This is a genomic window from Rhodococcus sp. FW305-130, assembly GCF_058788335.1.
The window spans coordinates 1,055,301-1,081,147 of record NZ_JBYTAP010000001.1; the positions used below are offsets into that span (position 1 = coordinate 1,055,301).

24 protein-coding genes are annotated in these 25,847 nt (G+C 63.2%); 15 read left to right on the plus strand and 9 right to left on the minus strand.

What is annotated here, in order from left to right; all coding sequences use genetic code 11:
- The first annotated feature begins 14 nt into the window (after nt 1–14).
- Both AC3WQS_RS05160 and AC3WQS_RS05165 read left to right on the plus strand, forming a co-directional pair.
- A complete protein-coding gene (locus AC3WQS_RS05160; protein ID WP_044479581.1) occupies nt 15–866 on the plus strand; it encodes an ABC transporter ATP-binding protein in 852 nt (283 codons plus the stop codon).
- A complete protein-coding gene (locus AC3WQS_RS05165; RefSeq protein WP_046378965.1) occupies nt 863–1,903 on the plus strand; it encodes an ABC transporter substrate-binding protein in 1,041 nt (346 codons plus the stop codon). The genes AC3WQS_RS05160 and AC3WQS_RS05165 overlap by 4 nt, the downstream gene beginning before the upstream one ends.
- Nucleotide 1,904: 1 nt before the next feature.
- Here AC3WQS_RS05165 and AC3WQS_RS05170 read toward each other — a convergent pair whose 3' ends face one another.
- Nucleotides 1,905–2,879 carry an ABC transporter substrate-binding protein gene (locus AC3WQS_RS05170; protein ID WP_492711586.1) on the minus strand — a complete coding sequence of 325 codons (975 nt, stop codon included), beginning with the start codon at nt 2,877–2,879 and terminating at the stop codon, nt 1,905–1,907.
- A gap of 71 nt (nt 2,880–2,950) precedes the next feature.
- A complete protein-coding gene (locus AC3WQS_RS05175) occupies nt 2,951–3,589 on the minus strand; it encodes a TetR/AcrR family transcriptional regulator (RefSeq protein ID WP_046378964.1) in 639 nt (212 codons plus the stop codon).
- Between the two features lie 84 nt (nt 3,590–3,673).
- Here AC3WQS_RS05175 and AC3WQS_RS05180 point away from each other — a divergent pair, with 84 nt between their 5' ends.
- The 7 genes from AC3WQS_RS05180 (at nt 3,674) to AC3WQS_RS05210 (ending at nt 11,537) form a co-directional block, all read left to right on the plus strand.
- The gene (locus AC3WQS_RS05180; protein WP_046378963.1) at nt 3,674–5,056 is read left to right on the plus strand and encodes an MFS transporter; all 1,383 of its coding nucleotides are present in this window, start codon (nt 3,674–3,676) and stop codon (nt 5,054–5,056) included.
- Between the two features lie 55 nt (nt 5,057–5,111).
- On the plus strand, nt 5,112–5,981 hold the full coding sequence (locus tag AC3WQS_RS05185; protein WP_492711585.1) for an ABC transporter substrate-binding protein: 870 nt from the start codon (nt 5,112–5,114) through the stop codon (nt 5,979–5,981).
- Nucleotides 5,978–7,843: an ABC transporter ATP-binding protein gene (locus AC3WQS_RS05190; protein WP_492711584.1), complete on the plus strand. Its 1,866-nt coding sequence runs from the start codon at nt 5,978–5,980 to the stop codon at nt 7,841–7,843. Before AC3WQS_RS05185 ends, AC3WQS_RS05190 begins: the two co-directional genes overlap by 4 nt.
- Complete coding sequence (locus tag AC3WQS_RS05195) at nt 7,840–9,576, plus strand: ABC transporter ATP-binding protein (protein WP_483634183.1); 1,737 nt, start codon at nt 7,840–7,842, stop codon at nt 9,574–9,576. The genes AC3WQS_RS05190 and AC3WQS_RS05195 overlap by 4 nt, the downstream gene beginning before the upstream one ends.
- Before the next feature lie 21 nt (nt 9,577–9,597).
- A complete protein-coding gene (locus AC3WQS_RS05200; protein WP_020908585.1) occupies nt 9,598–10,239 on the plus strand; it encodes a TetR/AcrR family transcriptional regulator in 642 nt (213 codons plus the stop codon).
- A gap of 97 nt (nt 10,240–10,336) precedes the next feature.
- Nucleotides 10,337–10,837 (plus strand): nuclear transport factor 2 family protein, encoded by a 501-nt coding sequence (locus tag AC3WQS_RS05205; RefSeq protein WP_020970307.1) that lies wholly within the window; start codon nt 10,337–10,339, stop codon nt 10,835–10,837.
- A gap of 25 nt (nt 10,838–10,862) precedes the next feature.
- Nucleotides 10,863–11,537: a pyridoxine/pyridoxamine 5'-phosphate oxidase gene (locus AC3WQS_RS05210; protein WP_046378961.1), complete on the plus strand. Its 675-nt coding sequence runs from the start codon at nt 10,863–10,865 to the stop codon at nt 11,535–11,537.
- Between the two features lie 15 nt (nt 11,538–11,552).
- Here the strand turns inward: AC3WQS_RS05210 and AC3WQS_RS05215 are convergent, their stop codons facing one another.
- Entirely contained in the window at nt 11,553–11,861 is a 309-nt protein-coding gene (locus AC3WQS_RS05215) for a hypothetical protein (RefSeq protein ID WP_283301934.1), read from the minus strand.
- 55 nt (nt 11,862–11,916) lie between these two features.
- Between AC3WQS_RS05215 and AC3WQS_RS05220 the strand changes: the two genes are divergently transcribed.
- Nucleotides 11,917–12,108 carry a hypothetical protein gene (locus AC3WQS_RS05220; protein ID WP_306490524.1) on the plus strand — a complete coding sequence of 64 codons (192 nt, stop codon included), beginning with the start codon at nt 11,917–11,919 and terminating at the stop codon, nt 12,106–12,108.
- A 92-nt stretch (nt 12,109–12,200) separates the two neighbouring features.
- Here AC3WQS_RS05220 and pnuC read toward each other — a convergent pair whose 3' ends face one another.
- Both pnuC and AC3WQS_RS05230 read right to left on the minus strand, forming a co-directional pair.
- On the minus strand, nt 12,201–12,851 hold the full coding sequence (gene pnuC, locus AC3WQS_RS05225) for a nicotinamide riboside transporter PnuC (protein ID WP_019744670.1): 651 nt from the start codon (nt 12,849–12,851) through the stop codon (nt 12,201–12,203).
- Entirely contained in the window at nt 12,851–14,455 is a 1,605-nt protein-coding gene (locus AC3WQS_RS05230) for a peptide chain release factor 3 (protein ID WP_135000451.1), read from the minus strand. Before AC3WQS_RS05230 ends, pnuC begins: the two co-directional genes overlap by 1 nt.
- A 354-nt stretch (nt 14,456–14,809) precedes the next feature.
- On the opposite strand from AC3WQS_RS05230, the gene AC3WQS_RS05235 reads away from it, so the two are divergent.
- Nucleotides 14,810–16,444 (plus strand): fatty acyl-AMP ligase, encoded by a 1,635-nt coding sequence (locus AC3WQS_RS05235; protein WP_029255898.1) that lies wholly within the window; start codon nt 14,810–14,812, stop codon nt 16,442–16,444.
- Between the two features lie 3 nt (nt 16,445–16,447).
- Here the strand turns inward: AC3WQS_RS05235 and pth are convergent, their stop codons facing one another.
- Together pth and AC3WQS_RS05245 are read right to left on the minus strand one after the other, a co-directional pair.
- On the minus strand, nt 16,448–17,020 hold the full coding sequence (gene pth, locus AC3WQS_RS05240) for an aminoacyl-tRNA hydrolase (RefSeq protein ID WP_003946229.1): 573 nt from the start codon (nt 17,018–17,020) through the stop codon (nt 16,448–16,450).
- A 105-nt stretch (nt 17,021–17,125) separates the two neighbouring features.
- A complete protein-coding gene (locus tag AC3WQS_RS05245; protein WP_020908579.1) occupies nt 17,126–17,734 on the minus strand; it encodes a 50S ribosomal protein L25/general stress protein Ctc in 609 nt (202 codons plus the stop codon).
- A 290-nt stretch (nt 17,735–18,024) separates the two neighbouring features.
- Here AC3WQS_RS05245 and AC3WQS_RS05250 point away from each other — a divergent pair, with 290 nt between their 5' ends.
- Complete coding sequence (locus tag AC3WQS_RS05250) at nt 18,025–19,230, plus strand: GAF domain-containing protein (RefSeq protein ID WP_019744666.1); 1,206 nt, start codon at nt 18,025–18,027, stop codon at nt 19,228–19,230.
- On the opposite strand, the gene AC3WQS_RS05255 is transcribed toward AC3WQS_RS05250, so the two are convergent.
- Nucleotides 19,227–20,687 (minus strand): FAD-dependent oxidoreductase, encoded by a 1,461-nt coding sequence (locus AC3WQS_RS05255; protein WP_492711579.1) that lies wholly within the window; start codon nt 20,685–20,687, stop codon nt 19,227–19,229. The two genes, AC3WQS_RS05250 and AC3WQS_RS05255, sit on opposite strands and share 4 nt — an antisense overlap.
- 82 nt (nt 20,688–20,769) lie before the next feature.
- Nucleotides 20,770–21,951, minus strand: coding sequence for an aminotransferase class V-fold PLP-dependent enzyme (locus AC3WQS_RS05260; RefSeq protein ID WP_060939774.1), 1,182 nt, complete (start codon nt 21,949–21,951; stop codon nt 20,770–20,772).
- 14 nt (nt 21,952–21,965) lie between these two features.
- Between AC3WQS_RS05260 and AC3WQS_RS05265 the strand changes: the two genes are divergently transcribed.
- The 3 genes from AC3WQS_RS05265 to egtB all read left to right on the plus strand — a co-directional run bounded on the left by AC3WQS_RS05265 (nt 21,966) and on the right by egtB (nt 25,846).
- Complete coding sequence (locus AC3WQS_RS05265; RefSeq protein WP_060939773.1) at nt 21,966–23,240, plus strand: APC family permease; 1,275 nt, start codon at nt 21,966–21,968, stop codon at nt 23,238–23,240.
- Nucleotides 23,241–23,318: 78 nt separating this feature from the next.
- The gene (gene egtA / locus AC3WQS_RS05270) at nt 23,319–24,542 is read left to right on the plus strand and encodes an ergothioneine biosynthesis glutamate--cysteine ligase EgtA (RefSeq protein WP_019744662.1); all 1,224 of its coding nucleotides are present in this window, start codon (nt 23,319–23,321) and stop codon (nt 24,540–24,542) included.
- A complete protein-coding gene (egtB, locus tag AC3WQS_RS05275) occupies nt 24,539–25,846 on the plus strand; it encodes an ergothioneine biosynthesis protein EgtB (RefSeq protein ID WP_029255894.1) in 1,308 nt (435 codons plus the stop codon). The genes egtA and egtB overlap by 4 nt, the downstream gene beginning before the upstream one ends.
- Nucleotide 25,847 lies beyond the last annotated feature (1 nt).

Consider the following 25,847-nt stretch of genomic DNA (forward strand, 5'->3'; position numbering starts at 1 on the left):
GAACGAGGAACAGCGTGAACGAGGCAAGTGCGGCGGGCGTCGTGGCTGAGAAGACGAATCGGCTTCGCGCCGAGGACGTCACGATCGGGTACGACAAGCGCGTCATCTCGGAGCACCTCGACGTCGAGATCCCCGACGGTGGCTTCACCGTCATCGTCGGTCCCAACGCCTGCGGCAAGTCGACACTTCTGCGTGCGTTGTCCCGGTTGCTCAAGCCGACCACCGGCAAGGTTCTTCTCGACGGCAAAGCGATCACGTCGTACCCGGCCAAGGAAGTTGCGAGGCGGCTCGGGCTTCTGCCGCAGACATCCATCGCCCCGGACGGTATCAAGGTCGCAGATCTGGTTGCGCGAGGACGTTATCCGCATCAGAAGCTGATCCGCCAGTGGTCGCGAGAGGACGAGGCCGCCGTCATCAAGGCGATGGAGGCAACCAAGGTCACGGATCTCTCTGCCAGGCCGGTCGACGAACTGTCCGGTGGTCAGCGCCAACGTGTCTGGGTCGCGATGGTTCTCGCGCAGCAGACTCCGTTGGTGCTGCTGGACGAGCCGACGACGTTCCTCGACATCGCGCATCAGATCGAGCTTCTGGAGTTGTGCCGCGATCTGAACGAGAACGACGGGCACACGCTGGTGGCTGTGCTTCACGATCTCAATCACGCGTGCCGCTACGGAACTCACATCATCGCGATGAAGGACGGCGCCGTGGTCGCCGAAGGCCCGCCCGCGGAGATCATCACCGAAGAACTGGTGCAGGAGGTGTTCGGCATGGCGTGCCGCATCATCGACGATCCGGTTTCCCACACACCACTTGTCATTCCGCTGGGACGCGAGCGTCAGCGAAACATCGAAGGAGCAAAGGTATGACACTCGTCCTGGATACGCAGGTCACCGATTCGGAGTGGGCTCAGATCGTCGACCGCATTTCACGGCGCCGATTCTTCGGTGGCGCAGCCGGTGTGGCTGCAGCACTGGCGCTGAGTGCGTGTGGAACTTCCGATGCCGAGTCGGACTCGGCCAGTGACACTCTCCCGTACACGTGGGGCGAGTTCAGCGGCGACGTTCCGCGCGACCCCAAGCGCGTTGTGGTGCTGGACGGCCGCGTCGACCTCGAATTCGCGATGATGATGGACTACCCGATCGTCGGTTCGGGGAACTTCTGGTTCCCCGATGCCAAGGCAGGATTCCAGTTTCCCGGCCGTACCATCGAGGACGCGAGCTTCGTCAACGTAGCCGGCGATTTCTCCACCAATTTCGAGGCTCTGCTCGCTCTCGAACCCGATCTGATCGTGATCACTGCGATCGGTTACACGAGTGACTGGTACGGCACCGAGCGCTTGTCTTCGATCGCGCCACTGTTGGTGGTCGGCGACGACGTCGAACCGATCGCCGGACACCCGGTCGACTGGCGAGGTGCGCTGATGGCGCAGGCGAGCCAACTCGACCGTGTGGCAATCGCCGAGGCTTCCATCGCGGAGTACGACGACAAGCTCGCGAGACTGCGACCCATGTTGCAGGAGAAGCTGGGCGGAAAGAAGATCGTATTCGGCGTTCAGACGCCGACCGGATTCCTTGTGCATCAGCGGAATCTGCGGATCAGTGTTGCGATCGATGCCGGCCTGGACGTGCTTTTCCGTGACGACGACAATGCAGAGAACTCGTTCGAGTTGTCGTTCGAGCAACTCGACACCTTGGCTCCGGCGGATGTGATCATCGCCCAAGCTCGCGATCAGGAAGCACTCGACGCGATCAAGACGCAGCCGACATGGCAGCGGTTGCCTGCAGTTCAAGCGGGCAACGTGTTGACCAGCGACGCGCGATACAACCAAGGATTTGCGCTCACCGCGGCCATCTTCCTCGACGTTCTCGAGGAAGCGGCCGGGCGAATCACTGCTGGGCAGTAATTCAGGCGACGTTGCGGGCCTGGTCGAGTAGTTGTGCAACCTGCTCGAACCAGGCGCCGTAATTGGCGTAGGTGTTGGGACGCTTGTCGTCGAAGTCGATCACCTGGTTCGCGGTCACCGCGGGCAGCTTGACGAACACGGGTGATACTGCGAATGATTCTGCCGACTTCGCGAACTGGAACACGATGTCCGCCGGGTAATCCGGGACCTGCTCCCAGCTGAGGTCGGCCCAGCCTTTGTCGCCTCCCGGTCCGGTGAACTTCACGCCGAGTTCCTTCAGATAACCGAACTGGGCGAGCGCCGTTGTGCCTGCGTACAACTCGGAGCTGTCACCGTTCAGGGCGAGGACTTCGATGTCGTTGACCTTGGCCGCGGCAGTTCGGATTCGCTCTGCACCGGATTCGAATGCTTCCTTGCCCTCGCGTGCTGCGGCTGTGTCGGTGTTCCCGTCGAGAGCTTCGGCGAGTGAGGCGTATTCGCTCAACACGTCCGGTGTCGAGGCTCCGGAGAACTTGACGCCGACAAACGGTGCAACATTGTTGACGGTGTTGCCCATCGGCTCGTCCCACCAAGTCCATCGCGTCGGGTCGTCACTGTTGCCGTACCCGATGACGAGGTCGGGGTCCAGTGCCGCAAGTGCTTCCGCGCTGAGTTCGCCTTCACGGCCGACGACCGTCATGGTCGACTCGTCGGCATGATCGGTGACGTCGGGATTGCCGACGCCGTAACCGAAGATGCCGACCGGCCGAATACCGTAGTCCCACAGCGCCGCTGCGGAATATGCGTCGACGACGATCCGCTCCGGGGCGTGATCGAGGGTGATCGTGTTTCCGTATCCCGTTGTGTAACTCCAGGACTGGTCGGCAGATCTGGTCTCGGTAGAAGGTGATGCGTCGCTACTTCCGCAACCGGTGAGTAGGAGTGTGGCGACGGCGGGTAGTGCGGCGAATCCGGCGAACCGGCGGGTGAGTTTCATGAAAACCTTCCGAACATGGCGAACTAAGCTAGGTAAGCCTAACCTGATGTTCCGTTCGGGTGTTCTCCGGGTCAGGTGCCCTGCCACATCTGAAGCCATTCGCTCCAGGACGGGGGAGTGATCGATGGTTGAGGTGTTCCGCCACGAAGTCCGTCGAGCATGAAGTCGAGATAGCGCGTGTGTATTTCGGTGGCTCGATCGCCATCGATCGGCAGAGTCGGCCGCAGATGCACTGTCATGAGCATGACGTCTGCAGCAGTGAAGCTGGGCGGGACTTCGTGAGCGTCGATGCAGACGTCGACCATGGATTGCAGTGCGTCCTCCAATTCTTCGGCGGCACGAGTGACTTCGGCGTGTTCGGGCAGTCTGCCGCCGAGGACCGGAATGAGCGGTCCCACCGATTCGGTGAGATATCGCGAGAAGAACGTCTTCAATACGGCTTCATCGGTTTTCGCGGTGCTCACGCACTCTCGGGCAAGGGTGGCGAGGTGATCGATCGCCCAGACGCGCAGGGATTGCGCCAGTTCCTCCTTGCCTCGGTATCGGCGATAGATGCTGCCGACGCCCACTCCGGCCCGTGCGGCAATCGCCGATACCGGTGCATTCCAACCCTGTTCGGCAAAAATCTCGCGCGCTGCTCGCAGCACGGTGACGTCGTTGTCTGCGGCTTCTCGGGCGCGTCCGGGGAGGCTCGCATTCTCTTTCGCCATTCCCACAGGCTAGCAATGCATGGTTTACTCAATCGGAACGGAGTGTTCCGTTCCGATTCGATTCATGATTGGAGGAAGGTGTCGATGACGACCTTGGCAGAGGCGCCCACGCGATCCGGGAGCCGGGTGATCGCAGCCCTGGCTGGAGCGGTACTCGTCTACTCGCTCATGCAGACCATGCTGGTACCGGCGTTGCCGGTGTTGGGTGAGCATTTCGACACGTCCGTGGCGGTGACCGGGTGGATTCTTACGTCCTATCTGTTGGCGGCCGCGGTGATGGCTCCGATCGTCGGGGCAATGGGTGACCGGTTCGGCGACAAGCGAGTTCTGGTGATCGTTCTGATCATCTTTGCCATCGCCACATTCGCCGCCGCGGCAGCGCCGAACATCGGGGTGCTGCTCGTCGTTCGGGCCGTCCAGGGAGTGAGTATGGCGAGCTTCCCGCTCGCGATGGCAGTACTGCGGAGAACGGTAGTGGGCCCCGAGTTGTCTTCGGGGATAGGTTGGCTCGCTGGGACTTTGGGAATCGGTGCCGGAAGTGCACTGGTGATCGGCGGTGTCATTCTCGAGTATCTCAGTTGGCAGTGGTTGTTCGTGATCACCGGGATCTTGATCGTGCTCGCATTGGTCGCGGTGGTGGCCGTGGTTCCGGGTTCGCATCGCCGGCCGGGTATGCCGACGGACTGGGCCGGTGCCGGAGCACTCGCGTTCGGGTTGGTGAGCCTGCTCCTGGCGATCACCAAAGCCTCCGACTGGGGAGTTCTGTCGCTCGGATTCTGGGGTCTGGTTGTGATCGCGTTCGTTTCGTTCGCGACACTGATTGCCGTCGATTCCCGCCACGACGCGCCGATTGTCGACATGCGAGTCTTTCGGGACAAACCGATGATGATCACCAGCGCACTCACTCTGGTGTTCGGATTCGTGCCGTACATCTTCTACCTCTGCCTGCCGCGGATCCTCCAGGCGCCGGACACGTCTACGTACGGAAGCGGATTCACTGTCGTGCAGACCGGGTTGGCGCTCTTGCCTGCCGCTGTACTCGTCTTTCTCGGCGGGCGTTTGACGCCGGCTCTCGCGCGGCGATACGGGCCGCGAGTACCGGCGGTGACAGCGCTGGCACTCATGGCGACGGGCGCGATCGGACTTGCAATCTGGCCGAGTTCGGTGGTTGCGATCGTGCTGTTCTTCTCCCTCGTCGGGTTGGGGAACGGCGTGGGGTTCGCGGTCTGTGCTCTGTTGGTTGCTTCGATCGTGCCGCCATCGGAGATGGCAGCGGCCAGTGGTGTCAACAGCGTGATCAGGACCGTGGGGTCGGCGGTGGGTGCGCCGGTGACCACAGCAGTCCTGGCGATCGGTATTTCCGGTGATTCGTTCGGGGCGGCGTTCGTGATGGGCGCAGTCATCAGTGTTGTCGCGTGTCTGCCGGCGTTCGCACTTCCGGTGACGAGGGCTGCACAAACGGCTTGAGTTATTGTAGGCTCCCCTAATCGAGACAGTATGTAACTAAAGCGGGGAGAGAAGGATGCGGCAGCAGTGGGGCGCACTGGACGAGTTCGCAGCACTCAACGCGCTCACGCTCGGGGTCAAGCCCGATACGGTCTTTGCCACCCTGCAATCACAGGCGGCGAAGGAGATCTTGCAGAGCGAGGGCATAGAGGTCGTCGACAAACCGACGTTCTTCGAGTCACCCGACGTCGAACAGATCGCAGCAGTCGATCCTGACAGAATCCTGCTCAGTGACGTCGGGTCGCTGACGTCGATCACGGCTCAGGCCAACGAGATTGTCCCGACGACGGTGCTCGCCTATGCGGCGCCGTGGCGCGAAGTTCTGAATACCGCGGCGACTGCTCTGGGTCGAGAGTCCGAAGCTCGCGAAATCGTGTCGAGGCTCGAGACCAAATTTGCCGAAGTATCCGGAACGGTCGAGGCGCAACCGCAGATGTTGTCCGTGCTGGTGGGATTCTCCGGCGGCATCTACACCGTCATCCCACAGTCGCCGATGTCCTCGATCATCGAGGAAGCCGGTTTCAGGCGTCCACAAGCCGAACTCGACGCGAAGATCGGACCGAACACAGGTGTTGCCACGTCTTCGGTGTCGGGCGAGGAGGTCGGGCAGCACGCGGCGGACGCGATGGTCGTGACCTCGGGAAACATCTACGACGGCGCACTGGTACACGCAAATCCGTTGTTCAACGAGATCCCTGCGGTGCAGGCCGGGCGCACGGCAGACGTCAGCGGCGAACTCTGGTTCGGCAGTTATCCCTTCGCGGTCTACTGGATCCTCGAAGACCTCGAGGCACTTGCCGATCGCACACTCACCGGCGCGGAGCTCCAAGGACGCATCGCATCCGACGCCGACGCAGTTACCCGATGGAAGGCGTTCTCGAAATGACGACGACACAGGCCACGAAAGCAGACATTTCATCTGAAGAGGCCGACGTATCACAAGGCGCGGCGGCCGAAGCCTCGCAAGCCAAAGCTGAAGCGGCGGAGCACAAGAGCGCGCTTCGCGAACTCCTTGCTCCAGTGCGCACGCGGACCACCATCGCGATGGTGATGCAGGTGATCGCCGCGGTCGCCGCCATCGTGCCGTACGTGGCCATCGCCGAACTGGGTAAGACGCTGATCGTGGGCGGTGACGTCGACTCGTCCCGTGTCTGGACGATCGTGTGGGTGGTCGTCTTCGGTCTGGGTATGCGTGCGTTCTTCGGAGGCGGTGCGTTGATCGTGACGCACTTCGCCGATGTGAATCTGCAGGCGGTGCTGCGGCGTCGAATCGCAGCGACTCTCGGTCGACTTCCCCTGGGCTGGTTCACCTCCCACTCGTCCGGAACCGTGCGCAAAGCCGCGCAGAACGACATCTCCGATCTCCATTACCTGGTTGCGCACAGCGCCGTCGAGACCACCGGAGCCATCGCAGTGCCGCTCGTCGGACTCGGCTACGTGATCTCGATCGACTGGCGTCTGGGATTGGTCGCGATTGCCACGCTCCCGATCTACATGATCGCCTACGCGACGATGACCAAGGACATGGCCGTCAAGATGAGCCGGATGAATGAGGGCATCGCGGCCATCAGCAACACCATCGTCGAGTTCGTCACCGGTATCGCAGTGGTCAAGACCTTCGGTCAGGACAAGCAGTCACACTCCCGGTACCGCGACGCCGCCAAGGCATTTGCACTCTCGTACGAGGGCTGGGTTCGCCCGATGCTCCGGACCGAGGCGCTGGCCTCGATTGCATTGAGCGCACCGGTAGTGCTGGTGGTCAACCTTGGCCTCGGCTCGTGGTTCGTCCACTCCGGATGGGTGTCACCCATCGATGTGCTGACCAGTTCTCTTGTCGCGATGGTGATTCCGGTGTCGGTGACGACCATCGGTTTCGGTATGCAGGCTCGCCGAGAGGCAGCCGCCGCTGCGGCGCGACTGATTGCGCTGTTCTCGACCGAGGCGCTGCCGGAAACCGATCATCCGAAAAGTCCCGCGGGGAATGAAGTTCGATTCTCCGGAGTTTCTTTCGCCTACGACGACGGCGCCGACGTTCTGACCGACATCGATCTGACGCTGCCGGAGGGCACGGTGACGGCGTTGGTCGGACCTTCGGGTTCGGGTAAGTCGACGCTGGCAACGCTGGTTCCGAGGTTCCACGACGTGCGTGCCGGATCCGTGGCCATCGGTGGTGCCGACGTCAGGGACGTGGCGACCGACGAGCTGTACCGCCACGTCGGATTCGTTCTGCAGGACGTGCAGCTGGTCGAAGCGACCGTGCTCGACAACATTCGGCTTGCCCGACCGCAGGCGACTTCGGCTGAGGTGAAGGCCGCTGCCGCAGCCGCGCAGATCGACAACCGAATCGAAGCGCTCCCGAGAGGCTACGACTCCGTGGTCGGGGTCGACGCCAGATTCTCGGGTGGTGAAGCCCAAAGGGTCTCCATTGCGCGTGCGATTCTCGCGGACACTCCTGTTCTCGTGCTCGACGAAGCAACCGCTTTCGCCGATCCGGAGTCCGAAGCCGATATCCAGGAGGCGTTGTCGCGCTTGACGGTGGGGCGCACCGTGCTGGTGATCGCGCACCGGTTGGCTTCGATCGTGAGCGCCGATCAGATCGTGGTTCTCGATGCCGGACGGATCGTGGAGAAGGGCACACACGATCAGCTTGTGGCGAGTGGTTCAACCTATGCCCGGATGTGGGCGAGTCACAGTCGGGCCGACAGCATCGCTGGTACGTCTGACGCAGCAGGAAAGGCCAACTCATGATTCGCGACCTCTTCCGGATACTCGGCCCGCAGAATCAGGGCCGTTATCGCGAGTTCCTGGTGTGGGCAGTGTTGTACGGCGTGATGCAAGGTTTGGCAGTGGCGCTACTGGTCCCGGCGGTGCAGGCACTGTTCGATCAGGACTGGGGCAGTTTCCTTCGGTGGCTCGCCGCAATGGCCGTGTGCGCCGTGATCAGTTCGATTGCGCATTACCTGCAGGCGATGAAGGGATTCGAGTCGGCCCTCACGCTGCTGAGGACTATGCATCTGCGCCTGGGAGATCATCTCGTCACTCTGCCGCTCGGCTGGTTCGGCGCCGGCCGACTCGGCCAGGTATCGCAGGTTGCCAGCAAGGGCACCATCTCGGTGATGGGGGCGGCTGCGCACCTCATGACACCGATCATCTCCGGAATCGCCAGCCCGGCAACCATTGTCGTGTGCATGTTGTTCTTCGACTGGCGGCTCGGGCTGGCACTGATGGTCAGCGTTCCGATTCTGTTCGCGGCAGCCAGATTTGCCTCGACGATGACTGCGAAGGCCGACGATCGGGCACATGCCGCAGCCGTCGAATCGAACAATCGAGTGCTCGAATACGCTCGTTGCCAACCGGTCCTGCGTGCTTTCGGACGCACCCACGGGGTGTACGAACCGCTCGACGACGCGATCGAAGCGCAACACACTGCGGGTCGTTCACAACTGTGGTTCGTGGTGATCGGGTCCGTGGTCAACGGGATCGCCCTGCAATTCGTCTTCTCTGCCGTGATCATCCTGGGTGCATTCCTCGCGCTCGGCGGCGACATCGACCCTGTCACGTTGATCGCGCTACTCGGCCTGACCGCACGGTTCATCCAACCGCTGGGTGAGATCGGCGAGTTCGGCGGTGCAATCAGAATGGCACGCAACGAAATCCGTCGGATGTCCGAGATCCTCGAAGTGGAACCACTGGTAGAACCCGATACCAGCGGGCAGCCGACGGGGGAGACGGCCGTGCAGTTCGACGCCGTCGACTTCGGCTACGCGGACGGTGGGCAGGTGCTGCGGGACATCTCCTTCGAGGTGCCGCGGAAGTCGCTGACGGCGTTGGTCGGTCCGTCAGGGTCTGGCAAAACCACCGTCACTCGGCTGATCTCGCGCTTCTACGACGTCGACTCGGGGGTGGTACGTGTCGGCGGCGTCGATGTGCGGGACCTCACGAGTGCCGATCTGATGTCGCAGTTGTCCTTGGTTTTCCAGGACGTGTACCTCTTCGACGACACGTTGATCGCGAACATCCGCCTGGGTCGCCCCGAAGCCACGGACGATGAGGTCTTCGACGTGGCTCGGATCGCGGGCGTCGCGGAAATCGTCGAGCGACTTCCGCGGGGTTGGGACACCCGTGTCGGTGAGGGTGGGACGGCACTGTCCGGTGGAGAGCGGCAGCGGGTCTCCATCGCGCGCGCACTCCTCAAACGCGCACCTATCGTTCTGCTCGACGAGGCGACGGCCGCGCTCGATCCCGAGAACGAGGCCCATGTACAGCGTGCGATGCAGGAACTCGCCAATGAAAGCACACTGCTGGTCATCGCTCACAAACTGTCGACCGTCGTGGCCGCAGACCAGATCATCGTGCTCGGTGACGACGGCTCGATCGTCGAAGTGGGAACCCACGAAGTTCTGCTCGCAGCCGGTGGGAACTACGCCGCGTTCTGGAACCAGCGCCACCGTGCGTCGGGATGGCGGTTGGTAGCGGGCTGAGCAGGTGGCAGGCTGAGCAGAATGCAAACCGGAAAGAAGACGGGGCGGCCGCCGACGTTGTCGACAGTGGACATCGTCGAGGCCGCCCTGGCTGGTGATCTGAGTGAATTGACCATGCCTAGTGTGGCAAAACGTCTGGGCGTCAGTCATTCTGCACTTTATCGCTACTTCGCGGACCGTGAAGCGCTGCTGCGGGCTTGCGCGGATCACGTTGTGCGTCAGACTGTATGGCCGGACACGGATCGTCCGTGGCGTGAGTTTCTGAAGGATTTGTGCGACGTTCTGTGGTCCTCGTTCGAGCGCTATCCAGGTCTAGCCCAGGTCGGTCTCGCAGTTCCGGGCACGCCACCGGCGATAATCGAGATCGTGGAGAAACTGGTCGGTTCGTTGACTGCGCAGGGTTTCACACCACACGACGCGGTCCTGGCGGTGGACTTCATCTCCGAGGTGACCATGACGCAGTTCGCAATGATGGCGGCAATGGACAAGACCGTGAGCTCCGCGGATTCGCGTTCTGCGCGCCAGGCGTATCAGGAGAGTTGGAATGCGTCGGAGTCGTTGGTCGAGGGGATCGGCGACGAATCGACGTGGCACGGGCGAGGTTGGTTGGACGAGAAGATCACGATCATGCTCGACGGCCTGGAAAAGCGTGTTATCGGCTGACATTTCTACTAGCTTTGAGAGTAATGCCCGTTTCGGCGTGATACAGGCTAATGTGCACACATAGGACGGGTGGTTGCTGCACCGGGAGGCGGGGATCATGGATCTCGAAGCGATTGTTCTCATCCAAAGACTCAAGTACCGATACGCACGCGCCTTGGACACCAAATCGTGGGTCGAATTTGCCGACACTCTGACCGTCGACGCCACCGCGATCTACGGAGAACAACTCAGTTTCGATTCCCGAGATTCGTTCGTCTCCTTCCTCGAGAACACCCTCGGATCACACGTCATCACTGAACATCAGTGCGGGCAACCCGAGATCGACGTCGACGGAGACACCGCAACCGGGATCTGGTGCCTCGCGGACACTGTGGTGATCCCCGAAGACGGCATGCTTCTTCGCGGATCGGCCTTCTATCACGACAGATACACCCGCTGCAGCGACGGTGAATGGCGAATCTCCCACACGAGCTACGAGCGGACCTGGGAATCGGTGGTGGCGCTCGCCGACATGCCGAGTTTCCGATTGACGTCCAACAAGTGGGCGCTGCTGCAGCAACCGTCGTTCGGCGACTCGGTAGTTCGCAACGTCTCCTGAGGCCGCCGGCGATTAGAGTCGGCTCATGGTTGATGCAGATTTTTCGCTGCCTGACGTACGGACGTGGATTCGCGGAATCCCCGCACTGACCGGAACTCCGCCGCCCGCGCCTGAACATTTTCCGGAAAAGCCGGGAGAGCTGTTCCTCGACTGGCTCCGTGCGGCCGTGGCCTTCGGCGTCGTCGAGCCACACGTGTGTGCGCTCGCGACCGTCGACAGTGACGGTATGCCCGATTCCCGCTTCCTCATCCTCAAGGACGTGACCGAGGGCGGGTTCTGGTTTTCTGGTTCAGCTGCTTCGCCGAAAGGCATTGAGCTGAAAGAAAATCCGCGAGCATCGCTCGCCTTCTACTGGCGTGAGACGGGCCAGCAGGTCCGGATTCGCGGGTTGGTTCGCGAGGGCGACGACGCACTTCGAAGCCGAGACTTCGTCGAACGCTCCGTCACTGCGAGGGCGGTGGCGACGGCAAGTAAGCAGAGCGAGGTGCTCGAAGACTTAGGGGCGTACGACGCCTCGGTAGCCGCTGCGGAAGCAAGAATCAGTGACGACCCGGGGTTCGTGTCGAAGGACTGGCGTGCGTGGTGCCTCGAGCCGGAGTCTGTCGAGTTCTGGCAGGCAGACTCCGGGCGTCGGCATCAGCGATGGTTGTACCGGCGCGGCTCGGACCGAGCATGGACACGAGCAGTGCTGTGGCCCTGAACAGCTGGGTCGAGATCAGCTGGCGCTGATCTCCGGCGACACGAGGTTGACGACGATCGACTGTCCACCGAGCTTGGCGTGGATTTCGGGATGTTCGAACCCCGAGGACAACAGGTAGCTGCCGAGCATCGTGAGCAACTCGTCCAGATCCATCGTGGGATCGGAGGAATGCGTGCTCGAGGGTGAGGCCTGATTCGCGATGAGTTCGGTGTGGGTGAGTCGACCGGCCACTCGAACGGCGGCTACGCCCATCGCGTCGCGCCGTACGACGGTGCGACTCCGAGTCTCGAGTGTCCTCGATGATTCGCGTGTTGAAGCTGGCACTGAAAGGTCCTCTCCGCTGCTGTGTGCGGCCGTGGTTCGGGCAGGAAGCGGAAACGTGAATGCATCCGATTGCTTGGGTGCGGTCGACAGAAAATCCGCTGTGGCGGTGGCACTGCTGGAACCGTTGCTCGTGGAAAGGTTGCTCGCAGAACCGTTACCCGTGGAAAGGTTGCTCGCAGAACCATTACTCGCGGAACTACTGGCTCTCGATCCGTTGCCGGAACCGTTGGCGCCCGTTATTCCGTGAGAATTCTTGTCTTCCATTGTTCGCTCCTGATGCCCGTAAACAGACCGCTGGTTTGCTTAATCGACGCAAACATACCAGGAGTCTGTTTACTGTTACACCCCTTGTGGAGTTCGGCGTTGAATGCGCAGCCACATTGCGAAGCCCCACAGAACGAAGAATGCATAGACCAGATAGAGGATGGCCGACGGGTAGTACCCGGCCCGGAATAGAAGTGGAACGCCGACAGCGTCGACGCCGATCCAGATGAGCCAGAACTCGGTCCAGCCGCGTGCCATCCCGTACGTCGCGAGGATCGAGCCGGTGAAGATCCAGGCCTCCGCCCACGCTCCGTACGAGCCGAGAAGGTCGAAGATCCAGGCGAAAGCGATTGTGCCGCTTGCCATGACGGCGATCATGGCGACTCGCTCGCGAGTTGTCGCCCAGTGGGGCAGGACTGCGCGACCGGAGTCACGTGCCCCACGTCGCCACTGGGTCCACCCGTAGACGCTGACGGTGATGAACAACAACTGACGGCCGGCCTGGCCGTAGAGATTGAGCTCTTGCGGCGTGTGGAAAAGTGCGCCCATGAAGACCGTGAACAACAAGGCATTTCCGGCTATACCGACAGGCCACGCCCATACCGAGCGTCGCGCGCCCGCGATCGCGGAGCCTATTCCGAACGCGTTTCCGATGATCTCTCGCCAGAGAATCGTGGCGCTGCCGATGTGCAGTTCAGCGTCGAACAGCGCCTCGATCAGGCTCATCAGTCCGCAGCAGCGACGAGGGGTTCGAGCGTCAGATCCGGGAGTTCCTTCTGGATGTACTGCAGGCGCCACTTGTCACTGACAAGGGCGAGCAGGACACCGTCGGATCGGGTGAAGACCTCCACACCGCGCTGACGGTTCAGTTCGACCTCGGACGCGGCGTCGGTACGGCGGGCCAATGCGTAGCCGAGTGGTTCCATCTTGGCCTCGACGTTGAACTCGGCCTTCATGCGCGCTGCGACGACCTCGAACTGCATCGGGCCGACAGCAGCCATGACGGGGGAGGCGTCGCCGCGGATGTCGTTGCGGAGAATCTGGACGACGCCCTCGGAATCGAGTTGATCGACTGCACGGCGGAACTGCTTGTACTTGCCGGCGCTTTCGGCGCGCAGGATCGAGAAGTGTTCCGGCGCGAACGACGGGATCGGCGGGAACTCCACCTTCTTCTCGGTGTACAGCGTGTGGCCGGGTGCGAGTGCGGTGGCGTTGACGAGGCCGACGACGTCGCCGGGGAACGCGGATTCGACGGTGGAACGTTCACGGCCGAATACCGTCTGCGCGTACTTGGTCGTGAAGGGCTTGCCGGTTTGGGCGTGTGTGACAACCATGCCGCGCTCGAACACGCCGGAGACGATGCGCATGAACGCCAGACGGTCACGGTGCGCGGTGTCCATACCGGCCTGCACCTTGAAGACGACCGCACTGAACGGATCGGTGACCTCGCGCGGCTTGCCGCTGAGGTCTTCGCGGCCCCGCGGCGGCGGCGCCAATTCGACGAGAGTGTCGAGGATCTGGCGGACACCGAAGTTGAGCATCGCGGACGCGAAGATCACCGGGGACGTCTGACCGGCGAGGAACATCTCCTGATCGTGGTCCTGGCCGGTAGCGGAGAGCAGTTCACTCTCCTCGGCCGCGGTCTCCCACTCGGAGCCTTCCTTGGCGAGCGCCGCGTCGGCGTCCATGACCTCTTCGGGGGCGATCTTCGCGCCGCCTGCGGTACGGGTGAAGCGGACGTACTCGCGAGCCTCACCGTCTTCGCCGCGCCGCAACAGTCCTCGGAAGTCGCCGGCGATGCCGACGGGCCAGTACAGGGGAGTGGGCGTGAGGCCGATGCGTTCGCTGATCTCGTCGAGCAGTTCGAGAGGAGTCTGGCCGGGACGGTCCCACTTGTTGATGACCGTGATGACCGGAATGCCGCGGTGACGGCACACCTGGAACAACTTGAGCGTCTGCGGTTCGAGGCCCTTGGCAGCGTCGATGAGCATGACGGCTGCGTCGACGGCGGTCAGGACGCGGTACGTGTCCTCGGAGAAGTCGGAGTGACCGGGGGTGTCGACGAGGTTGATGACGTTGATCTGCTCGTCCGGGGTCTCGGACGAGTGGTAGTTGAACTGCAGTGCGGTGGAACTGACGGAAATGCCGCGGGCCTTCTCCATCTCCATCCAGTCCGAGACCGTCGACTTGCGGCCGGCCTTGCCGTGGACGGCACCAGCCTCGGAGATCTTCTTCGCGTGCAGTGCCAGCGCTTCGGTGAGTGTCGACTTACCGGCGTCAGGATGCGAGATGACGGCGAAGGTGCGGCGACGCTCCGCCTCGGCGGACAAGCCCTTGGTCGTCGTCGTGACCGCGACCGCCCCGCTCTCGGTTGAATCGGGGCCTTCGGTGTCGGACTGGACAGTCGAGTCGGAAGGGACGGTCGAGTCGGACGGGGTAGTCAACGAAGAACCTCTCGAAGTGGGCGTCGGTGCCGGCGACGTGCCGGGGCGCGGACAGGTGGAGAGTGCGGCAGCACAACAGAGAAAGGATACTCGCAGACCACGAGGCAGTAGCCACTGCGGCGTAACACTCGGCGAACGATCGCTGATTATCAATGTATGTGTGTGTTCGAACACACAGCCATTTGTGTCCTGCGAAAGAGTTGCACTGAATCGAAGAGTGACACTGACCGAGGAGTTGCGTTGAGCAAGTTCACCGAAGAGATGTACGCGACCGCCGCAGTCACCGACCGCGGCCTGGTGACGGGAGAGCCCGACAACGCTTTCCGTCAGACCTGGGGCGACATCCACCAGGAAGCTCGGCGCATGGCCGGTGGCCTGGCCGAGGTCGGCATCGATCGCGGCGTCGCGATCGGCATTCTCGCCGGACAGCCCGTCGACATCGCGCCTGCCTGCCAGGCGACGTGGATGCGCGGTGCGTCGGTGACGATGCTGCATCAGCCGACCCCCCGAACGGATCTGGGCGTCTGGGCTCAGGACACCGAGACGGTGATCGACATGATCTCCGCAAAAGCCGTCATTCTGGGTGCACCATTCGACGCGGCCAGGCCGCTCCTCGAAGAGCGTGGCATCACCGTCGTGACGGTGGACGAGCTTCGTGGCGGAACGTCGATCGATCCCGTGGAGACGGCCGAATCGGATATCGCACTCCAACAGTTGACGTCAGGTTCCACCGGTTCGCCCAAGGCCGTGCAGATCACGCACGAGAACTTCTACACAAATGCGTACGCGATGATCAACCGCATCAAGTTCTCCATCGAGGACGACGTGATGGTGAGCTGGCTTCCGCTCTTCCACGACATGGGCATGGTCGGCTTCCTGACGGTTCCGATGCAGGTGGGCGCCGAGGTCATCAGCATCACGCCGATGGATTTCCTGCGCACCCCGGTGCTGTGGGCGGAACTCATGGGCAAGTACGGCGGAACTGTCACCGCCGCACCGAACTTCGCGTACTCGCTCTTGGCTCGTCGACTCGCACAGGCAGAAGACGGGGCAGTCGACCTCTCCAGCGTCCGATACATGTGGAACGGCGCCGAACCGGTGGATCCCGACACGATGGATGCCCTCGCCGAGGCCGGTGCGCGTTTCGGTTTGAACCCGACCGCGCTCGCTCCCGTGTACGGAATGGCGGAAACCACGCTCGCCGTGTCGATTCCGGATCCCGATCAAGGTCAGGTCCTCGACTACGTCGATCCCGACTTCCTCGAGTCGATGTCTCGGGCGGTGCCGTCCAATCGCCCCAACGCTCGTGCCCTCGCCACACTCGGAAAGATGGTGCCTGACCTCGAGGGACGCATCGTCGACCGCGACGGCCAGGTACTTCCGGCCCGCGGCGTCGGAATCATCGAGGTTCGCGGCAAGGCAGTGACCCCCGGTTACGTCACGGTGGAAGGTCACAAGCCGGCGCAGGACTCCGACGGTTGGCTCGACACCGGTGACGTCGGGTACTTCACCGAAGAAGGACTGGTCGTGGTGTGCGGGCGAGTCAAGGACGTCATCATCATGGGCGGCCGGAACGTGTACCCCACAGACATCGAACGGGCGGCCGGAAGCGTTGCCGGTGTGCGCCCGGGAAATGCCGTCGCAATCCGTCTCGATGCCGGCCAGAAGCGTGAGAGCTTTGCGGTCGCCGTCGAGACCAACGCTTTCGAAGATCCGGAAGAGGTCAAGCGCATCGAGCGCGAAGTGGTCCACGCCGTGGTTGCCGACGTCGGTGTCCGACCTCGCGCCGTTGCGGTTCTGGGCCCCGGCAGTATTCCGAAGACGTCGTCGGGAAAGCTCCGCCGCGCCAATTCGGCTGCCCTGCTGGGTAACTGACTGTCAGTGCAAGCGGTTCTGTGCGGCTTCGAGCCCGAGTTCGAGCAGTAGCTCCACTGCATCCGCAGCTTCTTCGCACACGAGATCGAGTTCTTTTCGCTCCGTGGACGAGAACGGCTTGAGAACGTAGTCCGCCGGGTCCATTCGGCCCGGCGGGCGACCGATCCCGACGCGCGTGCGCAGGTAGTCCTTGGTGGTCAACGAACTCGAAATGGACCGCAGACCGTTGTGTCCGCCTTCGCCGCCGCCGAGTTTGAGTCTGATGGTCCCGAAATCGAGATCCAGTTCGTCGTGGACGACGATGATGTTCGCGGCATCGACCGAGAAGAATCGCGCGAGACCGGCGACCGCGCCACCCGAGAGATTCATGTACGAGCGTGGTTTTCCGAGAATCACACGTCGGCCGGCGAGGCGACCTTCGACGATTTCGGCGCCACTCTTCTTGTGTACGTTGAACTTTCCGCCCATGCGCCCGGCAAGGGTGCCGGCGACCATGAAGCCGACGTTGTGCCGGGTCTTCTCGTACTGCGGGCCGGGATTACCCAGGCCGATGACGAGGGCGGTATCTGTGCTCAACGGACGCTACTTTCTGGCTTGTTTTTCCTGCTACGCACGAACGGCGCGTCACTCCGAATCGGAATGACGCGCCGCGCGCAGTGAGTTCTGTTGGAACCGAGAGGATCAGGCCTCTTCTGCAGCCTCGTCGGCGGCGGGAGCTTCTGCGCCCTCTTCGAGGTCAGCCTCGGTCGGTGCAGCAACGACGTTGACGATCAGGGTGTCGGCGTCAGCCTGCAGGACGGAGCCGGCGGGCAGTTCGAGCTGGCTTGCCAGGATCTGGGTGCCGATTTCGAGGCCCTCGACCGAGACCTCGATCTGCTCGGGGATGTGGAGGGCGTCTGCCTCGATGGAGATGGTCGATGCATCCTGCGCGACCATGGTGCCTGCAGCAGCGTCACCGACGACTACGACGTGAACGTCGATGGTGACCTTCTCGCCCTTCTTGATGACGAGGAGGTCAGCGTGCTCGATGTAGCTGCGGATGGGGTGCACGACGACCGACTTGGTCAGTGCAACTTGCTCCGTGCCCTCGATGTCGAGGGTGAGGATGGCGTTGGTGCCCTGTGCGCGGAGGATGCGAGCGAAGTCGCGAGCCGGCACGTTGAGGTGGCGGGGATCTTCGCCGTGGCCGTACAGAACCGTGGGGACCTGGCCGTCGCGACGTGCGCGGCGAGCTGCGCCCTTGCCGAATTCGGTGCGGACGACGGCGACGAGGTTGTTTTCTTCAGACATGATGAAACGGCTCCTACAACTCACGGGGTTCGTGCTCGGTTTACTGACGTGTGGTTTTGCCTGCGGCAAGGCGGACAGGCGCGCACACGGCCAGGAGCGAAACGCTCGAGCTGAGCCGTAGCCGCGTCGATCACGGTAAACCTGCAACGTGTGGAACTGCTGCGATTCACCCTCGCCGAGACAACTTTGGATACGTTACCGGAGTTTGCTCCCCGCCGCTAATCGCAGGTGGTGGGGACCTGGCCGTGTGGACGTGGTTCGCGTCACATCGAAAGCGGTAGCCTGACGGAGTGACCACCGTGGGGAGCGCTCCCGAAGGCAGTCGGCTCGGTGCCGTCGTGCCGGGTACCGACCTGTCGCAGCATGCGCGCCTACTGAGCCGGGTGCACGACGCAGTTCTCTCGGGGCAGGAACCACCGGCGCAGCCGCGGACCGTCGTGGCGCGATCGTGGTCGCGGGTGGCCGCGGGTGGGCTCGCGCCCGATCATTGCGGCGCGTCCGCTGTCGCCGATTTCTCCGAGTTGGAGTCGAGGCGTTCGCGTACCGCGCTGCGCAGCGTTCTGCCCGAACTGAGAACCACGCTCACCGAGGTCGCCGAGGACGCGGGCTTCATCGTGGTCGTTGCCGACGCCGACGGTGTCCTGCTCTGGCGCGAAGGGGCGAAGACCGTCAAACGTGCGGCGGACGCACTCGGGTTCGCCGAAGGCGCGCGCTGGTCGGAGCAGTCGGTGGGTACCAACGCGATCGGTACCGCGCTGATCGAAGATTCTGCGGTGCAACTCTTCTCGGCCGAGCACTATGCGCCGACGCATCACAATTGGTCATGTACCGGCTCGCCTGTGCACGACCCCCGGACAGGCGAGATCCTGGGTGTGGTGGACATCAGCGGGTCCGCAGCCTCGGTGCATCCCACCACTGTCGCGCTGGTTCGCACCGCGGTTCGCCTCGCGGAGGCGACGCTGTGGCGCGAGCATGCAGCTCAGCTCGATCGCCTGCGCTCGCGGGCGGCGCCATTGTTCGCGGCGGGCACGGGTCCGGCATTGGTGGTCGACGAGTTCGGCTGGGTGGCCGGCGCCAGCGGGATTGCCGCACCTGACCGGGTGGCGGCACCCAGTGCGGGAAAGCCCGTCATCGTGCCAGGTCTTGGGATGTGTCTGCCTGAGCCGCTCGGTGACGGCTGGCTGTTGCGCACCGGCGTCGGCGGGCCGGTGATCGAGCTCGAGCTGTCACTCGGTGCATCGCCGCAGGTGACGGTCCGTGGTGATGCAAACTGGACGCGCGCGCTTTCGCCGCGTCACGCTCAGATCTTGCGTGCGCTGGCAGCTGTGGGATCGGCTGGCGTGGATGCCGCAGGCCTGAGCGAAGTGCTCTTCGGTGATCGCGAGCATGTGGTGGCAGTGCGCGCCGAGGTGTCCAGATTGAGGAAACACCTCGGCGCGGTTCTGCAGACTCAGCCGTACCGCTTTGCCGACGGCGTGCGGGTTGTGGTGACCTAGCGCGCTGCGCTGATTCCGGCACGACGTCCGAAGAAGCTGCCGTCGCCGAGACTGGTTCCGCTGGCGTAACCACCTGCGCAGACACCGGACGTGCAGCGCCCCGCTGCGAACAGTCCGGGGATCGGCGCACCCGAGACGTGCAGAACCTCGGAATCGACGGTTGTCTTCAATCCTCCCAGCGTGAATCCGCCTGTGCGGCCACGTAGATCGATTGCCGCGAACGGGCCGACGATCGGCTTGACCCACTCGGACTTCTTGCCGAGCACCGGGTCGGACCCTTCAGCCGCGTGACGGTTGTAGAGGTCGACGGTCGATTGCAGCGATCCGGCGGGAAGCCCCATCTCGGCTTCGAGTTCCTCGACGGTTTCCGCCACCCAGGTCGGCTGCGCCCGCAACTGCGCACTGGACGATTCGGCATTCATGCCTTCCTCGTACGCAGCTTCGTCGATCACGAGGAATGCCTGGTTGTCCTGCTGGAACAGTGTTGCCTGTCCGATGCGGCCCGGGTAGGTGTCTTCGGGGATGTATCGCTGACCACGGCCGTTGACAAGAATGCCGCGCACCATCAACTGTGGGTCGCAGAAGAACGCGACCTCGGTGGCGTCCATGTGTGCGGTGTCGGCGCCCAGAGCCTGACCGATCTGGATTGCGCGGCCGTCGTGCGCTTCGATCGAGGCCGCCGGGTGGCCGAAGATACGCGGTGCGTTCGAGCGCACCATCTCGTTGTTGTACGCGAAACTGCCCATCGCAAGCACGACGCCTTTGCGGGCACGAATCGCGACGTCCTTGCCGTAGCGCTTGGCGACAACTCCCACGACCCGATCGCCGTCGACCACCAAAGTCTGGACACGCAGATCGTATTCTGCACGGACACCGAGCTTTTCGGCCGTCTCGACGAGTGGCTTCATCAGCATGTAGCCGCCGCCCTGCTCGCCGGTCTTCTTCTCGCTCATCTGCGGGACGTGTCCGCGGGGCGCGGGATCGACGAGCGCGTTGAACGGTGCGGCGTTTTCGCCGCCTGAGTACATGAGGCCGTCGACGTACGGCGGTTCCCAGCCGGGCTGACCCCAGAACGATTCCTTGAACGGGACGCCGGCGTCGACGAGCCAGTTGTAGTGATCGACGCTGCCCTCGCAGTACGCGTCGATCTTCGTGTCGTCGGTTCCGGGGCCGAGCGCTGCCTTCATGAACGTCTTCATGTTCTCGACCGAGTCCTCGAACCCGCACGCCTTCTGCAACGGCGTTCCACCGCCCAGGTAGATGAATCCACCAGCCAGTGACGCGGCTCCGCCCCAACCGCCCGTCCGCTCCAGGACGAGCACCTCGGCGCCCGCACGCGCTGCTTCGATCGCAGCGGTGACGCCGGCGATGCCGTATCCCGCGACGACGACGTCGGCCTCGTAGTCCCAGGTGGTGATGTCTGCAGCGGAGATCGGTCTGACGGTCGGGTCGGCCATGCGAAGCGTCCTTTCGGAAGACGAAACTACTGATCGCCACACAGTTGCAGTTTCGACTTCCGCGGATCAGGTGTGGTCCCGGTCAACGGGAGGTTTGTAATCTCCTGACCGCGCCAAGGAATGCGTCCAGGTCCGCTTCGTCGACGAAGTAGTGCGGCGATGCGCGAACCACGGCGTCGAGCCCGCGTGCATCCATGTCGAGGAGCGTGGACCCGCGACCGCTGACGGTGACGGTGATGTTCTGTGCTGCAAGCTGATCCCGCACGAGGTGCTCGGAAATACCTTCGACGGTGAAGGAAACGATGCCGCTCAGCTGGGTCCCTCGATCGTGGACGTCGACTCCGGGAATCGATGCCAGCCCTTGCCGCAGCGCGACTGCTCTGGATTCGATCTGTGCCCACACCGTGTCGGTGCCGATCGAGAGCAGATAATCGGCGGCGACGCCAAGACCCAGGCGCGCAGCGACACTCGTCTCCCAGAGTTCGAATCGTGTTGCGTCCGGTGCAGGGACGAAGCTGTTCTCGCTCGTCCATTCCGCTCCGTGCAGATCCATCGCAGCAGGTTCGAGCGCGTCGACGAGTCCGGGGCGGACGTACAGGAATCCGGTTCCGCGTGGCCCGCGGAGCCACTTGCGGCCGGTGGCGCTGAGGGCGTCGATGCCGAGTTCGGTGACGTCGATGGGCAACTGGCCGAAGGACTGGCACGCGTCGAGCAGAACGAGAGAGCCATGGGCTCTGGCCAATTCGACGACCTCGCGGACTGGGTTGATCAGGCCGCCGTTGGTGGGGACGTGGACGACGGAGACGAGGCGAACCCGATCGTCGAGCATGTTCTCGAGTGCGTCGAGGTCGATGCGTCCGCACTGATCGCTCGGGATGATCTCGACGTGGGCGCCGGTCGAACGCGCCCGCCCCAGGGCAGCGATGGCGTTGCTCGCGTATTCGACTCCGCTGATGAGGATTCGATCACCAGGTCCGAGCGAAACCGAGGCGAAGAAGTCGTTCCACGCGCGGGTCGCGCTGTCCGTCAACGCGATATCGGTTGCCTGAGCGCCGATGACCCGGGCCAGCGAATGCGGAACAGCAGCCAGGGCGCCGCTCTGACGAGCAGCTGCGACGTATCCGCCGACGTCGGCTTCACGTCGCAGGTGCTCGATCATCGTGGTCAGCACCGGCTCGGGCGGGAGCGAGGATCCCGCGCTGTCGAGGAACACCTTGTCGAGGCATCCGGGAGTGTCGCGGCGGATCGTGTCGAGATCGAACATGGCACCTTCCGTTCATGTCGGTGTGGTTCAAACTACCTGTGAACGAAGCTGTCCCGATGGAGCGAAGGCTGGGCACGGTCGATGCCGTGGTGATCGGCCTCGGCGCGATGATCGGCGCCGGAGTCTTCGTGGTGTTCGCGCCCGCTGCCGCAGTAGCCGGTACCGGGTTGCTTGTGGGCCTGGCGATTGCAGCGTTCATCGCATTCTGCAACGCGACGTCGTCGGCGCAGCTTGCGGCCAGATACCCAACGTCAGGTGGGACCTACGTCTACGGACGTGAGCAGCTCGGACCCTGGTGGGGGTTTGCCGCAGGCTGGTCGTTCGTGATCGGGAAGACCGCGAGTTGCGCGGCAATGGCCCTGACTTTCGCGACGTATGTTGCGCCTACCGCCTGGCGTGTTCCCGTCGCGGTATTGGTGGTGGCGGCGCTGGTTGCAGTCAACTACCGCGGAGTGACGCGGACGGCGCACATGGCCAGGGTGATCGTCGCTGTGTCGGCGACAGCGCTGTGCGTAGCGCTGCTGGTTGCCGTCGTCGGTCCTGGTGCAGTGCGCGAGCTCCCGGATCTCGCGTTCGGGTCGTGGTACGGAATCCTGCAATCGGCCGGGCTGCTGTTCTTCGCCTTCGCCGGCTACGCCAGGATCGCGACGCTGGGGGAGGAAGTGCGCGATCCGCGCCGCACGATTCCGCGGGCGATCCTGATTGCTCTCACCGTCGCCGTCATCCTCTATGCACTGGTAGCAGTGGTGCTGTTGGTGACGTTGGGACCTGATCGGCTGGCGAACTCGGCACGGCCCTTGGCCGATGCAGTGGGCGCGACCGGGTGGAACTGGGCGCTTCCCGTAGTGGTGATCGGTGCCGCGGCGGCGTCGGCGGGGGCGCTGCTGGCTCTGATCGCGGGGGTGAGCCGTACGGCGATGGCGATGGCACGCGAGCGTGATCTGCCGGTTGCCCTGTCAGCCGTCCACCCACGGTTCGAGGTACCTCACCATGCGGAACTTGTGGTCGGTGCTGTCGTGATCGTTTTGGTGTCGACAACCGATCTTCGTGGGGTGATCGGCTTTTCGTCGTTCGGAGTGCTGCTCTACTACCTCGTCGCGAACGTGAGTGCGTACAGCCAGCGCGGGGTGGACCGGATGTATCCGAAGTGGCTGCAAGCGGTCGGCGCGGCTGGTTGTGTCGTTCTGGTGGTCACACTTCCGTGGATCGCGGTTGTTTCGGGGGTAGGTGTTGTTCTGGCCGGTTGTGGGTACCGGTGGATACGACTGAAGAAATTCAACGACACGTAACACCACAAAGGGTGCATCTCGGACGTTGGCGTTCTATCGTCGGTAGCGACCGCGAAGACCGCCCGAAGGGGAAGTCGAATGGTGACAGCAGCGTTGACAGCAGCACAGACCACGCAGGTGGATTCGCGTCCTGCGGCCGAGGCCTACGTCGGTGGTGTGTGCTTCAAACAGGGGCCACCCCGCTTGGTAGGAGCTGAGCTCGAGTGGCTGACCAGCCACGTTCCCGGTGGAGAGAGGCCGTCAGCCGCGACTCTGGCAAGGGCACTCGGGCGACATGCACCCACCAGCATCGACCCTGATTCACCGGCGGCACCGCTTCCTCGTGGCAGCCTCGTCACCGTAGAACCTGGCGGACAAATAGAACTCTCCTCAGCGCCGCGCACGTCCGCTCGCGAACTGTGTGACTGCCTCGACGACGACCGTCGTACTCTCGAAACACTCCTCGCGCCGTACTCCATCGAAATCAGTTCGGCGGCGGCCGACGTCGCCCGCCCACCTTCCCGGATTCTCCGGCTGCCGCGTTATTGCGCAATGGAATCCCGCTTCGCCGGGATAGGACCGTACGGCACCTTGATGATGTGCAATACCGCGGCAGTACAGATCAGTGTCGATGCCGGCGGCAGCCCGGAGTCCATCGCCCAGCGTTGGCGGCTCCTCGGGGACATGGGCCCGGCTCTCATCGCAGCGTTTGCGTGTTCTCCACGCTTGCAAGGGGTTCCGAAGGGAGATTGGGCGTCCCAACGCATGCGGACGTGGCTCGAACTCGATTCCTGGCGAACGGTCGCAGTCCCGCAAGTGCAGGACTACGCCGGCTGGGCGCTCGATGTTCCGCTGATGTGTGTGCGAAACGAGGGTGACGATTGGACGGCTCCGCGGGGTGCCACCTTCGGAGACTGGATAGACGGCGCTGTGGATGCCGAGATCGGACGCCGACCCGTCTGGGCAGACTTGGACTATCACCTGTCCACGCTGTTCCCGCCGGTTCGCGCCGTCGGCCATCTGGAGGTTCGCTACATCGATGCGCAGCCGGGAGATCTGTGGCGAGTACCGGTAGCAGCGATCGACGCGTTGCTGTCCGGGCCTGCCGTGATGCGGGAGGCCAGTGATGCTGCAGCATCGACGGCCGGGAGGTGGCGGGACGCGGCGGAGTACGGATTGGACGATGTCGAACTGCGCTCGGCTGCAACCTCTCTGATGTCGCTTGCCGCGTCGTACGCGCCGGAGCCGCAGTTCGTTCGTCTTCTCGATGCCGCAGCCGAACGGTGTTGTCGCGCAATCGTGCCCGGTGAGAGCGACACATGACGGGGGAGATCACCAAGGAAGCGGTCGAAGCCGTACTTCTGCGAGCGCGTGAGCGGTCGACTCTGCTCACCGACTGCGTCGACGATACCGAATTGATCGCTCAGCATTCCCCGTTGATGAGTCCACTCGTGTGGGACCTGGCTCACATCGGCAATCAAGAGGAACTCTGGTTGGTGCGCGACGTCGGTGGCCGCGATCCGGTGCGTAGCGACATAGACGAGCTGTACGACGCTTTCAAGCATTCGAGATCGTCGAGACCCACACTTCCCCTGCTCAACCCGGCCGAGGCGCGCGAATACGTACGTACGGTCCGTGGAAAGGTCTGGGATGTGCTCGAAGCCAGCACGTTCGGTCGCACAGAACTCGACGTGGACGGTTTTGCCTTCGGGATGATCGCGCAGCACGAGCAGCAACACGCCGAGACCATGCTCGCGACCCACCAATTGCGTTCGGGACCCACGGCACTCGTTGCGACTCCCGCTCCGCAAGCGGCCCGCATGCCGGAACTCGACGAGGTCACCATCGCGGCCGGCCCCTTCGTCATGGGGACCGACGACGAACCGTGGGCACTCGACAACGAGCGCACTGCGCATCAGGTCTATCTCACCGACTTCGCGATCGACAGATTCCCGGTCACGAACGGGCAGTTCGTCGAATTCATCGAGGACGGCGGGTATTCCCGACCGGAACTGTGGTCTCGCGACGGTTGGCGGCATCGCGTCGACGCGAAACTTCGTGCACCCCTGTTCTGGGAACACGACAGTTCGGGTTGGTGGCACGAGACTTTCGGCGTCGAGGCTCCGGTTCCGCCGGACAAGCCGGTAGTGCATGTGAGCTACTACGAGGCTGAGGCCTACGCCGGCTGGGCAGGCAAACGGCTTCCCACCGAGGCGGAATGGGAAAAGGCCGCGCGCTGGGATCCGGAATCCGGAAGATCACGACGGTTCCCCTGGGGGGACGTGTCCGCAGACGAGAATCTCGCCAATCTCGGTCAACGCCATCTCGGCCCCGCCGGCGTCGGTTCTTACCCAGCAGGGGCGTCAGCAGCGGGTGTCGAGCAGTTGATCGGCGACGTATGGGAGTGGACGTCTTCGGGTTTCCATCCGTATCCGGGTTTCCGGGCATTCCCGTATCGGGAGTACTCGGAGGTATTCTTCGGCGGCGACTACAAGGTGTTGCGAGGGGGATCGTTCGGGACCGACAGCGTTGCCTGTCGTGGGACGTTCCGTAACTGGGACCATCCGATCAGGCGCCAGATCTTCTCGGGTTTTCGTTGCGCCAGAACGATTTCGGGTAGACCCTGAC